This window comes from Bacteroidales bacterium (genome assembly GCA_021648725.1).
Taxonomy (GTDB): Bacteria; Bacteroidota; Bacteroidia; order Bacteroidales; family JAADGE01; genus JAADGE01.
In genome coordinates this window covers 1-13,605 of the sequence record JAKISF010000051.1, presented here as the reverse complement: position 1 = coordinate 13,605, position 13,605 = coordinate 1, and the positions used below count along the sequence as shown (strand labels likewise).

Below are 13,605 nucleotides of genomic sequence, written 5' to 3'. Positions count from 1 at the left end.
GGTGTTTCGCGTTACGATGGCTCCTCTGTTAAAACTTACACTACCACCAACGGGCTGGCGGTTAACTGGACCACCGCCATACTGAAAGCTGATAACGGAGATATTTGGTTCGGCTCGGTGAACAAAGGATTGTCGGTCCTGCAAATTTCGCAATAACCGGTTTCTCCGGTTTTACCTGTTTTGGTCCCTCCAGCATATTAGCCTGCCTTTTTGCAAATCATTTTCAAGTTATGCCGAAAAATGAAAAATATCATAAAGAATTCCTGAATTCTTCTGACAGCTGTGAAGTTCATAGTTCCTTCCGAGCTGGGTCTTAAAATAACCGGAACCAATCCATCCCTTCTCCCTTGCCAGTTCTGCAATAGCCGGGAGCTCCTTAATATTTTCCTTATCCAGTACAACCCGAAGGTTTACTGTAAGTTTATTTTTTATTTATGAGTTGTTCCAATTTTTCAATTCTTTCAAGTAATTTTTTGTTTTGGGTCTCTAAATAATCAATTTTTATCTGCTGTTCTTGCGTTGCATTTATTAAAGGGATGATAAAAGACTGATATGAAAGTCCAAGTGTTTTATTCTTATTTTTATCAATTACAAGACCGTCAAATTCAACATTTAAATCCTTCATTAGTTGTTGAACATCTTGTGCAATTAATCCGTCTCGGTGTCTTTTATTCGTATCGGCTTTGTAGGTATATGAGGCAGTTTTCAAATTCATTATAAAGTCCAAACCTAAGTCTTTATGATACTTAATATTTTCTTTCAGCCGTTTATCAGAATAATTTGTCCAGAGAGCGAAACCTCCGACAGAAGCGGTTGTTGCTGTTCCGAGAACTATTTTGTCCGGAGCATCAGCCCATGCCCCTGCTCCGATTGCCGTTGAATTGTCTCCGTCAACAACGGCTCCGGCTCCGAAAGCAGAAGAGTTAATAAAGTTTGCTTGTGCTCCTTTTCCTACGGCAGTTGCATTTTCAGAAGATGCTTCTGCACTTACACCAAATGCCGATGCGTTAATACCGATTGCACTTGAGCTTGTTCCTACAGTTGTTGCGTTAATCCCCTCTGCATAAGCATTTGTTCCGATAACTGTTGAGCTGTCGGCAATAGACAAAGCATCTGCACCTATAACAATAGCCTTTTTAATTTCTCCGGAACCGACATCAGCTCCTATACCGATACAAACCAAACTATCTCCGAATATATTAGTATTTCCGGATTCAAATCCTAAAAAGGTATTTCCTCTTCCGACATCATTACTCATTCCGCTGAAACTTCCGAGAAATGTGTTATCTGACCCACTTGATGTAAAATTTCCCGCTAAGTTTCCGAGAAATATATTTCCTCCCCCAAAAGTTAGGTTTTCGCCCGAATATGAGCCGATTAAAATATTGTCATTGCCGCTTGTACTTAAAGCTCCGGCTTTTGTTCCGATAAATATATTTTGTGAACCGAATTGGTTTGCAGCACCGGCATCAGTGCCGAGAAATACATTTTCATAACCTGATGTGTTTGATACTCCTGCGGCTTTTCCCAGGAAAACATTTCTTGAACCGTCAACATTTGCATATCCGGCTTTAGAGCCCACAAAAACATTTTCAAAAGCAGATTCAGAATTGAAACCGACACTATCTCCGAGAAATACATTTTCATCTCCCCATAATTGATAGCCGGCTCTGTTTCCTGCAACTAAATTACTGCTTCCTGTACTGTTAAACCCTGCTTGCGAACCAATTATTACATTGCTGGCTCCGGTGTCATTATTTCTTCCCGTTTCTGTACCGATAAAAACATTGTCGCTTGCTAAACTTGCATATCCGGCTTGTGAGCCTATAAATACGTTTTCTTGTCCGTCTATGTTTGATGCGGCAACACTGTCGCCTATAAAGATATTTCTGTTTCCGCTTCTTAACTCTAATCCGCAATCACTTCCGAGAATAATGTTACTTTGTCCGTCTATGCTGTTGAATCCTGCTTGTTTTCCGATAAAAACATTGTTATTGCCTATTGTGTCTGATTGCCCGGCAGCATAGCCAATAAATACATTTGAGCGCCCTTGTTTTTCGTTCATACCTGCTTCGCTTCCGATTATGACATTATCTTGAAGGTTTGTTGCCTGATTTCCTGCAAGATCTCCTATTATTACATTTCTCATTGCACTGTCTAAACCTGATCCGGCATCATTTCCTATGACTATATTTTCGGCTCCTGTTGAATTAGTTAAACCCGATCTGTTTCCCAGAAAAATGTTATAGCTGCCCGAAGTGTTTCCTTCTCCTGCTTGGTTTCCTATCATAATATTTGATATTCCTGTTGTATCTGAATATCCGGCTTTTGAGCCGATAAAAACATTGTCAAATGCACTCTTATTATTAAACCCGGCTTTTGAGCCGAAGAAAATGTTTTGTTCCCCTCCAAGGTTATTAAACCCGGCACTGTCGCCTATAAATACATTTTGCAATCCTACATCATTTGATTTTCCTGCCCTGTTTCCCAAAAAAACGTTGCTCCAACCTCCTGCGTTACTGAAACCTGCTTCATTCCCGAGAAACACATTAAAGTCTCCTTGGTTTTTATATCCGGCTTTTGAGCCTATAATTACGTTATCAGAAGCTCCGAATGCTTGGTATCCTGCACTCGGCCCCATTAAAATATTATTACTTCCGTCTGCATTTGTGAATCCCGCAGAATCCCCAATAAATATATTTTTGTTTCCTATAGTGTTATTATAACCGCTTTGGAAACCATAAAAAGCATTTCTGGAACCGGTTGTGTTTGACAGCCCGGATTCATAACCGAGAAATAAATTGTACAAACCTGTGGTTAGGTCTCTACCTGAACTATGTCCGATTAAATAATTATCTCTTGTTATGTGCATATAATTATTTGCAGGAGCTTTTGCTGCTCCGTATTTGCCTACTGCAAAACCACCGGACACAGCTTTTGTTCCGGTATCGGTGTAAATGCGTGTGCTGTCGGAATGTGTAAAAAAGTATTTAAAAGTAGAACCTTTTGCTGCTCCGTATTTGCCTACTGCAAAACCGCCGGAAATACCGGTTGCTGCATCAGTATAAACTCTTGTGCTGTCCTCAGTTACAACCAGCAAATCGCCTAAACCTTTGGCTGCTCCGTATTTGCCTACCGCAAAACCGCCGGAGATTCCTTTTGCTCCTTTGGTCGGTTTTTTTACATAAGCTCTTACACCGCCTGAGGTTACTTCAAAAATTGTATTGCCTAAGTTGTCTTTTACTTCGAATAAAACATCAGTAACTAATGCATCTCCGGAGTTTGCCTGAACTACAAAATTACTTGCCGGAGCATTTGTTCCTACGCCGACATTATATGTTGAGTTTGTTAAATAAACTGTGCCTCCGGATTTAGTCCACAAACCGGCATCTGAGGATAAATCTATCCAGCCGAGTTTTTCCTCATAGTTTTTTCCGTATATAAAAAACCCGCCTATGCTTGTATCAAACACCAACAGACCTTGTGCAGGGGAAGCAATCAAGTTCCTTTGTGCGGTTGTCATTCGCGGAATCAGTAAGCCCTGTGTTGTTGATTTTATTTCTAACATTGCTGATCCGTCAGGTGTATCTCCCGAGTTATTTGAAATAACAACTCCTTGCGAAATGCCATTAGTGCTGAACAATAATAACGAAAAGAATAAACCTAAAAAAAAATGTAGTTTTTTCATAGCTAAGATTATTTAAATTAATAAATACTTGTTTTTAAAACAATAACGTTTTTGAATTAAATTTTAAAGTGTTTTTGGGGTATTAACAAAGTTTAAACAATTTATTCAATTATGCAAATTTTTTTTACAAAACGGTTATTCGGTTACGTTATTTTAATGGGTTTCTTGTCAATTCTGTGCTAATTCGTTTTAAATTCCTATATGAAATAAAAGCAAAAAGTAATACTTTCTCATGAGAAAGCTAACTTTAGGGTACTTAATAATCTTGCTTTTGGGGGCTGTTTTTTGTTGTAATTTTAATGAACATTTAACTGATGTTGTTTTAGAAAGAATTAACAGCCTTTCTTATCCTGACTAATTTTGTGAGAAGATTTTCAATGTATTCCAAGTTAAGCATATTTGCCCCGTCTGATTTTGCTTCTTCAGGATTCGGGTGAGTTTCAAGAAAAATACCGTCAGCACCTACAGCTATTGCCGCTTTTGCAATTGTTTCAATCATTTCGGGTTGCCCTCCGGTTACTCCGGAAGGTTGATTCGGTTGTTGTAACGAATGTGTTATATCCACAATAACAGGAAATTTGTTTTTTTGCATAATCGGAATTGCTCTGAAATCTACTATTAAATCACCATATCCGAACATGGTGCCCCTGTCGGTAAGCATTATTTTATTATTCCCTGAATCAATAATTTTTTGAGCAGCAAATTTCATTGCTTCCGGCGACATAAATTGCCCCTTTTTAATATTAACAAATTTTCCGGTTTTTGCAGCGGCGGTTAATAAATCGGTTTGCCTTGATAAAAATGCAGGAATTTGCAATATATCAACATATTCGGCGGCTGTGTTTGCATCGTTTTCGGTATGTATGTCAGTTACGACAGGAATTTTTAACTCAGTTCTTACTTTTTTTAATATTTTTAGGGCTTTAATGTCTCCTATTCCCGTAAAAGAATCAACTTTTGAACGATTTGCTTTTTTAAAAGAGGCTTTAAATATAAACGGTATTTTTAGTTTTTCCGTAACTTTTATGAGGTGTTCCGCAATTTTAAAAACAATACCTTCGCTTTCAACAACACAAGGTCCTGCCAATAAAAAAAAATTGTTTTCTTTTGTATATTTAATATTCGGTATTGAATTTATCATAATTATTTGTATTTCTTACCCCAACGTTTTTCAATTAAATCTTCTGCTTTTTTTTCTTGAGGATTTTTTTGGGGTTTATAAAGTTTCGTATTTGCAATTTCATTAGGCATATATTCTTGATTAACGAAATTTTCAGGAAAACTGTGTGCGTATTTATAATCTTTTCCGTAACCCAGTTCTTTCATAAGCTTTGTAGGAGAATTTCTTAGATTTAAAGGTACAGATAGATTTCCGGTTTTCCTGACTAATTCCTGTGCTTTGTTGATGGCTTCATACGCTGAATTGCTTTTCGGAGAATTTGCCAAATAAATTGTTGCTTCTGATAAAATAATACGAGATTCGGGCAAACCGACAATATTAACGGCTGAAAAACAATTATTTGCAATCAATAAAGCGTTCGGGTTTGCTAATCCGACATCCTCTGCGGCAAGTATTAAAAGCCTTCTGGCTATAAACTTTACGTCTTCACCGCCTTCAATCATTCTTGCTAACCAATAAACTGCTGCATTTGCATCGCTTCCTCTTACTGACTTAATAAAAGCGGAAATAATATCATAATGCATTTCACCTTTCTTATCGTAACGAGCAACTTTGCTTTGCAAACTTTCAGTAACTTTTTTATTATTTAGGATAATTTTTTCATTTTCTGAAAAAGAATTTACAACTAATTCTATAATATTATATAGTTTTCTGGCATCTCCTCCCGAGTGCAAAAAAAGAGCATGCGTTTCTTTAATATTAAACTTTTTATTTTTTAATTCAATATCATTGGTTATTGCGTTTTTAAGAAGTTCTTGAAGGTGAATTACGTCCAAGGATTTCAAGACATACACTTGGCATCTTGATAATAACGGAGATATAACTTCAAAAGAAGGGTTCTCTGTTGTTGCCCCTATTAAAGTTATTACACCTTCTTCAACTGCTGCTAATAAAGAATCTTGCTGTGATTTACTGAAACGATGAATTTCATCAATAAAGAGTATGGGATTTGGGCGAGAAAAAAATGCTTGGCTTTTTGCTTTTGAAATAACCTCCCTTACATCTTTTACTCCGGAACTTACTGCACTTAAAATATAAAAAGGTCTTTCAAGTGTGTTTGCAATAATTTTTGCCAAAGTTGTTTTTCCTACTCCCGGAGGTCCCCACATTATAAAAGAAGGGATATTTCCCGATTCAATAATTTTTCTCAACACGGCATTTTTTCCGACAAGGTGTTCTTGCCCGATGTAACCGTTGAGAGTTTTAGGTCTTAATCTTTCTGCCAAAGGTAAGTTTCCGATATTTCTTTGTTTTTATAAAGAGCAAATTTAGTAATTTTATCAGAATAAAAGGAGAAGATTAAAATTCTTAACATTTAATTATAATTGTGCACTAAAATTCGGCAAGAACAACGACAGGACAATGGTCGGAATGTTTAACGTCTGCAAGAATTGATGCCCCTTTAACAAACGGTTCAAATTCTTCACTAATCATGTGATAATCAATACGCCAACCTTTATTGTTGTTTCGGGCATTTGCTCTGTAGCTCCACCAACTGTATTGATGTTCTTCTTTATTAAACATTCTGAAACTGTCGATAAAACCGTCATCAACAAACGATTGAAACCAATCTCTTTCTTCGGGTAAGAACCCTGATGTTTTTTCTTGTTTTTTTGGGTTGTGGATATCAATCCAAAGCCGACAAATATTATAATCTCCGGATATAATTAAGTTTTTTCGAGTTTTTCTTAATTCATTAATATAGTCTTGAAAATCGGATAACCATTGTATTTTAAATGCTTGTCTTACTTCTCCGCTTGAACCGGAAGGATGGTAAACGCTGATAACTGAAACATCTCCGTAATCTGCTCTTATAAATCGCCCCTCAAAATCATATTTTTCAATACCCATTCCGTATTCAACATAGTCCGGTTTTTCTTTTGTAAGAATACCTACTCCGCTGTAACCTTTTTTTTCTGCCGAAAACCAAAAAGAATGATAACCTGAAGCTTCAAATAATGTTGAATCAATTTGTTCCGGCTGTGCTTTTGTTTCCTGGATACAAACGATATCCGGGTTTTCTCTTATTAACCATTCTGCAAAACCTTTTTTTAAAGCAGCACGAATACCATTAACATTATATGAAATAACTTTTTTTATCATGAATTAACATCAATTAAACCGGGAGGCAGGTTAAAAATAATTTTTTGATTTTTTTTATCAATCTCTTTTAAAAAATCTTCATTTATCGGTATTAAAATTTCTGTGTTTGAACCGGAAATAACGGTTAAAATAGGATTTGAAGGAATGTTTAAATAATTCCCCGCCTTTCCGAGAAACACACCATTATCGTAAACTTCATAACCTTCAAGTGTATCAAAAATGTTAACTTCTTCCGGTATAACATTTTCTTTTGTGGTAAAAATCGAACATTTCATCAATTCTTTAACTTCAACATCCGAATTCAAGTTATTGAACTTTGCTATAATACTTGCGCTTTTGAATTTTTTCGGTTTACAGGAAAAGAAAAACGGAACTAAAATTCCTTCAATTTCAAAGAATAATAGTTCCGTTTTTTTTAAGTTTTCAAAGGTAATTAAAAGTTTTATGACCAGTTCTCCTTTATATCCGTGAGCTTTTACAATTTCACCGATTTTGACTAAATCAAGTTCGGAAACAGGAATCATAAATTAGTCTTCTTTTTTCTCTTCTTTGGTTTCTTCTTTAGTTTCCTCGGCTTTTGGCTCTTCCTTCACTTCTTCTTTTTTTTCCTCAACTTTCGGTTCTTCTTTAACCTCTTCATTTTTTGTATCTGCTTTTACTTCTTCTTCAACACCTTCAACCTCTTCGGTTTCACCTTTTGCTTCTTCAGCAACAATTTTTGCTTGTTTTGCTGAGAGTTCTTCGGCTCTTGTGTTATTTACTTCTTCCTCGATTTTTAATCGGTTCTCTTTTGCAGTTTTTTCACCGGCTTTAATTTTGTCTGCTTTAGCTTGGATTTTTTGTTCTTTATCCTTTAGCCATGCATTAAATTTATTTTCGGCTTCTTCTTCGCTTAAAGCACCTTTTTTTACACCTTTCGATAAGTGGTTTTTGTATAAAACACCTTTATATGAAAGAATTGCTCTGCATGTATCAGTAGGAACAGCTCCGTTTTGAAGCCAAGTTACGGCTTTTTCGAAGTTTAAATCAATAGAGGCAGGATCGGTATTCGGATTATACGAACCGATTCTCTCAATGTACCTACCGTCACGCGGTGCCCTGCTGTCTGCTGCAACAATGTAGTAGAACGCCCTTCTTTTGCGGCCGTGTCTTGCTAATCTGATTTTTACAGGCATGTAATTAAATTTTTAGTTAATTAAAAAATGTTTGCAAAGGTAATTTTAATTTTTTATTATACAAATCAGATGTTAAATATGTTAGGGTAAACTCATACTTTTATATTCAATACTTTAGCAAATAGCCGTTATTCCGGGCAGCTTTAAGTCTTTTGCCGGTAATTCCTTGTTTTTCTGATTTTTCATTTTTTAACAGATTTAATGTTGTCTTATTAAACATTGTATTTCCTGAAACTCCCCGATTACAAAAAAAGAAAAGACGGTAAATAATTTCTCGTATAAGTGTTTTCCTATTTCATTCCTTTTTCTTTAAGTTTTTCGGCATTTTCGGCAATTTGAAGTTTTTCAATTATTTCACTTATATCTCCGTCCATAATACTTTGCAAATTGTATAAAGTCAACTTAATTCTGTGATCGGTAACCCGTCCTTGCGGATAATTATAAGTTCTGATTTTTGCAGACCTGTCACCCGATGAAACCATTGTTTTTCTTTTAGAAGAAATTTTATCTAAATATTTTTGATATTCTAAATTATAAAGCCTTGTTTTTAATTCTTTCATGGCCTTTTTTAAGTTTTTAATTTGCGATTTTTCATCTTGGCATGTTACAACTAAACCCGAAGGAATATGAGTTAAACGAATAGCAGAATAAGTTGTATTTACGGATTGGCCTCCCGGACCGGAAGAACAGTAAGTATCTTTTCTTACATCAGCATCATTTATTTCAACATCAATATCTTCTGCCTCAGGTAAAACTGCAACTGATGCAGCTGAAGTGTGAACTCGACCTTGTGTTTCGGTATCGGGAACTCTTTGAACACGATGTACTCCGGATTCATATTTCATTATACCGTAAACACCGTTTCCCGTTATTTCCATAACAATTTCTTTATAACCCCCTTGTGTTCCTTCTGTTATTCTGTTTATATCTATTTTCCAGCCTTTATTTTCGCAAAATTTAGTGTACATTCTGAATAAATCTCCTGCAAAAATGCTTGCTTCATCTCCTCCCGTTCCTGCACGGATTTCAACAATGGCATTTTTGTCATCTTCAGGATCTTTCGGCAAAAGCAAAACTTTTATTTCTTCTTCCAAGACATCTCGCTCTTGTATCAGAGAATCTATCTCTTCTTTTGCCATTTGTCGCATTTCGGCATCGCTTTCTTCTGACAATAATTCTTTTGATGAATTAATATTATCAATAATGTTTTTATATTTCTTATATGAAAAAATTAAAGGTTCGAGGTTTTTATATTCTTTATTTAATTTAATATAGTTGTCTCTGTTTGATATCTCATCAGGATCTGAAAGTTTTTTTTCAACATCTTGAAACCTTTCTAAAACGCCTTCTAATTTATCTAAAATCATGTTCTTACGCATATCACTCTTTTTTTAGGATTGCAAAAATACAAAATAAAAATTACAATTTTAGACTTAGTTTAATTCATTAATTATTAGATTTGTTATTTTTGCACTTTAAATAAATTAAAAATATAAAATAAACAGCTATGAGATTCGGAAAATCATCAAACCCGGTTCTGTCAAAAAAACGTTTTGAGAACACGCAAGTTTTTGCTCAAACAAGTTCTGAGCCAATGACTTTAAACGGAACTCTTAACAAAACTTTAATTTTGTTCGGATTACTGTTAGTTACGGGAACATTTGCTTGGAACTTAACAAAAACAGCATCCTTTAATCCTATGGTTTTAATTATTGGGGGAGCAATAGGCGGATTAGTTCTTGCAATATTTACGGTTATGAAGCCGGAAAAATCTCCGATTACTGCTCCGATATATGCTTTGCTCGAAGGGCTTTTTGTGGGAGCTTTATCTGCAATGTATGACACTTTTTTAGACGGAATAGTAATGCAGGCAATAGGCTTAACTTTGTCCATCTTATTCATTATGCTTGTTCTTTACAGAAGCGGAATTTTAAAAGCTACCCCGAAATTTAAAAAAGGTGTTTTTATTGCTACCGGAGGTGTTGCATTTTTCTATATTATTAACTTAATTGCAGGTTTTATGGGTGGCGGAATTTCCCTGTTTAATCTTGGCTGGACGGGAATAGGCATTTCTTTAGTTATTGTAGTAATTGCAGCAATGAATTTGATAATTGATTTTGACATGATTGAAACCGGAATAAATTCGGGTCAACCTAAATATATTGAATGGTATGCAAGTTTCGGACTAATGGTAACTTTAATTTGGCTTTATATTGAAATTTTAAGGTTATTAGCTTTACTTGCAAACAGAAGTTAATTTTATTAAACTAAAAATATGATATTAAAAAACAGAACCCTGCTGATAATATTTTTTTTGTCAGCAGTATCTTTTTTAGGATGTAAAAATTCAGATTCTAAGCAACTACATTCTGACAATAAGATAGATATACAAAGAGATAAAGTTGTTAACTATGCAAAAAAACAACTCGGAGTAAAATATGTGTACGGAGGAAATACTCCGAAAGGATTTGACTGTTCAGGTTTTACAAAATATGTATATTCAAATTTCGGCTATACTGTACCGAGAAGGTCTGTTGAATATTCAACAACAGGAAAAAAAGTAAGCCTGAGTACTTGTAAAAAAGCTGATATAATACTATTTACCGGCAGTAATAAAAGCAAAAGAGTAACCGGTCATGTTGCAATAGTTGTTTCAAATTCGGAAGGTGTTACTAAATTTATTCACGCATCTTCTTCGCGCGGAATTGTTATTTCAGATATGAAAGTAAAATATTATCAAGACAGAATTTTGGGGGTAAGAAGAATAATTTATTAAAAATCAAATCAACTTACATGGAAAACAACGAAAATAATATCCCGGAAAAATATGATTGGTCTGACAAAAAAGTTTTAATAGCAGAAGATGAAGTAATGAATTATCTTTATTTGGAAGAAGCACTCAGAGAAACAGGAATAACAGTTGTATGGTGCAAAAACGGGCATGATGCCGTAGAAAAAATAACCATTGATAAAGTTAAGTTTGATATTATATTAATGGACATTAAAATGCCTAAAATGAACGGGTATGATGCCACCGAAATTATAAAAAAATATAATCCCGATATTCCGGTTATAATACAAACTGCTTTTGCAATGCCCGAAGAACGTAAAAAGGGATTTGAAGTAGGAGGCTGTGAATATCTTGAAAAACCGATTCGACAAAACACCTTATTAACGGTTCTCAATAAATTTATAAAATAAAAAACATGTTTGATAATTTGATGTCTCAAATGCAAGAACAGGCTAACGAGATAAAAAAGAAACTTGACGAAACAGTTGTAGAGGCTGATGCTGAAAACGGACTCGTTAAAGTAAAAGCAACAGGGAATAAAAAAATTCTCAGTATTGATATTTCAAATGAAATCATTAACGACAAAGAAGCAATTGAAGATCTTGTTATAGTTGCTGTTAACAAAGCTATTGAAAAAGCGGAAGAAATTGCAGAAAAAGAAACAGGAGGTATGGCTCAAGGAATATTGCCTGATTTAGAAAACTTATTCGAATAACTATATAAAAATGAAAACAATTAAAATCGGATTGCTCATATTATTGCCATTTTTTATTTCAAGTAATGTTCAAGCCCAAAAAACTAATGAAACAGAAGATGGATATGTTTTTACTGAAAATTTCAGAATTCCCGTTACAAACGTAAAGAATCAATATCGTTCAGGAACTTGTTGGAGTTTTTCCGGTTTATCTTTTCTTGAAGCTGAACTGTTACGCATGGGAAAGGGAGAGGTTGACCTCTCCGAAATGTTTGTTGTTAACCATTGTTACCGAGATAAAGCCGACAGATATGTCAGAATGCACGGCAATTTAAACTTCGGAGGCGGAGGTGCTTTCCATGATGTACTTTATGTTTTAAAGAATTACGGTTTAGTAACCGAAAAAGAATACCCGGGATTAAACTATGCAACCGACAACCATGTTCACGGAGAATTAGACGAAGTTCTCTCTAAATTTATGAAAGGTGTTATTGAAAATAAAAACAAAAAAATAACTCCTGCATGGAAAAATGCTTTTTCAGGAATAATTGATTCATACCTCGGAGAACTTCCCGAAAATGCAAAGCCGAATGATTTTCTTGGTTTAAATGCCGACAACTATGTTGAACTTACAAGTTTTTCGCACCACCCGTTTTATTCAACATTTATTCTTGAAGTTCCCGACAATTGGCTTTGGGGAAGTGTTTACAACTTGCCGATAAATGAATTTGAACAAGTAATCGATAATGCCTTAAAAAAAGGCTATACCGTTGCTTGGGCGGCAGATGTCAGTCATAAAGGGTTTAAGTATAATAAAGGTATTGCCGTTATTCCGGAAACTGATGTTAAAAACATGGGCGGTTTAGAAAAAGGTAAATGGGAAAAGCTTTCAAAACGAGAACGTGAAAGTCAAATTTATGAGCTAAACACAATTGTAAAAGAGAAAAAAATTACACAAGAATTTCGCCAAGAAGCTTTTGATAATTATTCAACAACCGATGATCACGGAATGCTAATCGTTGGAACGGCAAAAGACCAAAAAGGGAATGACTATTACATCATTAAAAACTCTTGGGGCACAACAGACAAATACAAAGGATATTTTTATGCTTCAAAAGCATTCGTAATTATGCAGGCAACCAATATAATGGTTAATAAAGAATCTATTCCGGAAAAAATAAGAGAAAAACTAAGTTTATAAAAATTAACACATAAAAGCCCTTTCAGAAATAAAAAACATGAAAGAGGCTTTCTATTATTTCAAATGAAAATAAAAACCGGTATAGGCTACGATGTACATAAATTAGTTGAAGGAAAAACTTTAACTGTCGGCGGCATTGAAATACCACACATAAAAGGCAGCCTCGGACATTCCGACGGAGATGTTCTTATTCATGCAATTTGTGATGCATTGCTTGGTGCTGCAAATTTAAGAGACATCGGTTTTCATTTTCCTGATACTTCTGCAGAATACAAAGGAATTGACAGTAAAATTCTTCTCAAAAAAGTTGTGGAACTTGTTCGTAAAATGGGATTTGAGATAAGTAATATTGACAGCACAATTGTTCTTCAAAAACCCAAAATCAAAGAATATATTCCGAAAATGAAAAAAGCTTTAGCCGAAACAATGCAAATACCGATTGAAGATGTTTCCGTAAAAGCAACAACAACCGAAAAGTTGGGTTTTACCGGCAGAGAAGAAGGTATTTCTGCCTATGCGGCAGTTTTGATTGTTAAAAACAGTGGCTATGGTTTAGGTATTCTGTGAATTATTGTTTATTTTTACAAAAAAAACCTGATATGGGTATAGCTATATTAAAATCACAATTTACAGATTTGGATATTTGCGCACAAGAACAGCTGATAGACGAGCTCACACTGATAAAAGACGATTCAAATTATAATTTATTAACAGTAAGAGAAGATCAATTGAATAACAAACAAGGAAACTGTCCTCATTGTAATTCTTTAAAG

13 protein-coding genes are annotated in these 13,605 nt (G+C 34.8%); 6 read left to right on the top strand and 7 right to left on the bottom strand.

Annotation, left to right across the window (positions count from 1 at the left end; all coding sequences use genetic code 11):
• Positions 1–421 precede the first annotated feature (421 nt).
• The 7 genes from L3J35_13225 to prfA all read right to left on the bottom strand — a co-directional run bounded on the left by L3J35_13225 (position 422) and on the right by prfA (position 9,525).
• Positions 422–3,688: a tail fiber domain-containing protein gene (locus L3J35_13225; protein ID MCF6367146.1), complete on the bottom strand. Its 3,267-nt coding sequence runs from the start codon at positions 3,686–3,688 to the stop codon at positions 422–424.
• A gap of 322 nt (positions 3,689–4,010) precedes the next feature.
• The gene (gene kdsA, locus L3J35_13220; protein ID MCF6367145.1) at positions 4,011–4,829 is read right to left on the bottom strand and encodes a 3-deoxy-8-phosphooctulonate synthase; all 819 of its coding nucleotides are present in this window, start codon (positions 4,827–4,829) and stop codon (positions 4,011–4,013) included.
• Positions 4,830–4,831: 2 nt separating this feature from the next.
• Entirely contained in the window at positions 4,832–6,109 is a 1,278-nt protein-coding gene (locus tag L3J35_13215) for a replication-associated recombination protein A (protein MCF6367144.1), read from the bottom strand.
• Positions 6,110–6,200: 91 nt separating this feature from the next.
• Entirely contained in the window at positions 6,201–6,971 is a 771-nt protein-coding gene (locus L3J35_13210) for an exodeoxyribonuclease III (protein MCF6367143.1), read from the bottom strand.
• The gene (locus L3J35_13205) at positions 6,968–7,495 is read right to left on the bottom strand and encodes a hypothetical protein (protein MCF6367142.1); all 528 of its coding nucleotides are present in this window, start codon (positions 7,493–7,495) and stop codon (positions 6,968–6,970) included. Before L3J35_13205 ends, L3J35_13210 begins: the two co-directional genes overlap by 4 nt.
• 3 nt (positions 7,496–7,498) lie before the next feature.
• Positions 7,499–8,146 (bottom strand): 30S ribosomal protein S16, encoded by a 648-nt coding sequence (locus L3J35_13200; protein MCF6367141.1) that lies wholly within the window; start codon positions 8,144–8,146, stop codon positions 7,499–7,501.
• Between the two features lie 290 nt (positions 8,147–8,436).
• Positions 8,437–9,525, bottom strand: a complete 1,089-nt coding sequence (prfA, locus tag L3J35_13195) for a peptide chain release factor 1 (GenBank protein MCF6367140.1) — start codon at positions 9,523–9,525, stop codon at positions 8,437–8,439.
• Between the two features lie 128 nt (positions 9,526–9,653).
• Between prfA and L3J35_13190 the strand changes: the two genes are divergently transcribed.
• The 6 genes from L3J35_13190 to ispF all read left to right on the top strand — a co-directional run bounded on the left by L3J35_13190 (position 9,654) and on the right by ispF (position 13,399).
• A complete protein-coding gene (locus tag L3J35_13190; protein MCF6367139.1) occupies positions 9,654–10,403 on the top strand; it encodes a Bax inhibitor-1/YccA family protein in 750 nt (249 codons plus the stop codon).
• 18 nt (positions 10,404–10,421) lie between these two features.
• Positions 10,422–10,922 (top strand): C40 family peptidase, encoded by a 501-nt coding sequence (locus tag L3J35_13185; GenBank protein ID MCF6367138.1) that lies wholly within the window; start codon positions 10,422–10,424, stop codon positions 10,920–10,922.
• A gap of 17 nt (positions 10,923–10,939) precedes the next feature.
• Positions 10,940–11,347, top strand: coding sequence for a response regulator (locus L3J35_13180; GenBank protein ID MCF6367137.1), 408 nt, complete (start codon positions 10,940–10,942; stop codon positions 11,345–11,347).
• A 5-nt stretch (positions 11,348–11,352) separates the two neighbouring features.
• Complete coding sequence (locus L3J35_13175) at positions 11,353–11,652, top strand: YbaB/EbfC family nucleoid-associated protein (GenBank protein MCF6367136.1); 300 nt, start codon at positions 11,353–11,355, stop codon at positions 11,650–11,652.
• 10 nt (positions 11,653–11,662) lie between these two features.
• Positions 11,663–12,832 (top strand): aminopeptidase, encoded by a 1,170-nt coding sequence (locus L3J35_13170; protein ID MCF6367135.1) that lies wholly within the window; start codon positions 11,663–11,665, stop codon positions 12,830–12,832.
• Positions 12,833–12,895: 63 nt separating this feature from the next.
• Positions 12,896–13,399 carry a 2-C-methyl-D-erythritol 2,4-cyclodiphosphate synthase gene (ispF, locus tag L3J35_13165; protein ID MCF6367134.1) on the top strand — a complete coding sequence of 168 codons (504 nt, stop codon included), beginning with the start codon at positions 12,896–12,898 and terminating at the stop codon, positions 13,397–13,399.
• The last annotated feature ends 206 nt before the right edge of the window (positions 13,400–13,605 follow it).

Coding starts and splice junctions, on each gene's coding strand:
- L3J35_13170 (MCF6367135.1), top strand. CDS start 11,663: ATGAAAACAATTAAAATCGGATTGCTCATATTATTGCCATTTTTTATT.
- L3J35_13200 (MCF6367141.1), bottom strand. CDS start 8,146: ATGCCTGTAAAAATCAGATTAGCAAGACACGGCCGCAAAAGAAGGGCG.
- L3J35_13190 (MCF6367139.1), top strand. CDS start 9,654: ATGAGATTCGGAAAATCATCAAACCCGGTTCTGTCAAAAAAACGTTTT.
- prfA (MCF6367140.1), bottom strand. CDS start 9,525: ATGCGTAAGAACATGATTTTAGATAAATTAGAAGGCGTTTTAGAAAGG.
- L3J35_13180 (MCF6367137.1), top strand. CDS start 10,940: ATGGAAAACAACGAAAATAATATCCCGGAAAAATATGATTGGTCTGAC.
- L3J35_13185 (MCF6367138.1), top strand. CDS start 10,422: ATGATATTAAAAAACAGAACCCTGCTGATAATATTTTTTTTGTCAGCA.
- L3J35_13205 (MCF6367142.1), bottom strand. CDS start 7,495: ATGATTCCTGTTTCCGAACTTGATTTAGTCAAAATCGGTGAAATTGTA.
- kdsA (MCF6367145.1), bottom strand. CDS start 4,829: ATGATAAATTCAATACCGAATATTAAATATACAAAAGAAAACAATTTT.
- L3J35_13210 (MCF6367143.1), bottom strand. CDS start 6,971: ATGATAAAAAAAGTTATTTCATATAATGTTAATGGTATTCGTGCTGCT.
- L3J35_13225 (MCF6367146.1), bottom strand. CDS start 3,688: ATGAAAAAACTACATTTTTTTTTAGGTTTATTCTTTTCGTTATTATTG.
- ispF (MCF6367134.1), top strand. CDS start 12,896: ATGAAAATAAAAACCGGTATAGGCTACGATGTACATAAATTAGTTGAA.
- L3J35_13175 (MCF6367136.1), top strand. CDS start 11,353: ATGTTTGATAATTTGATGTCTCAAATGCAAGAACAGGCTAACGAGATA.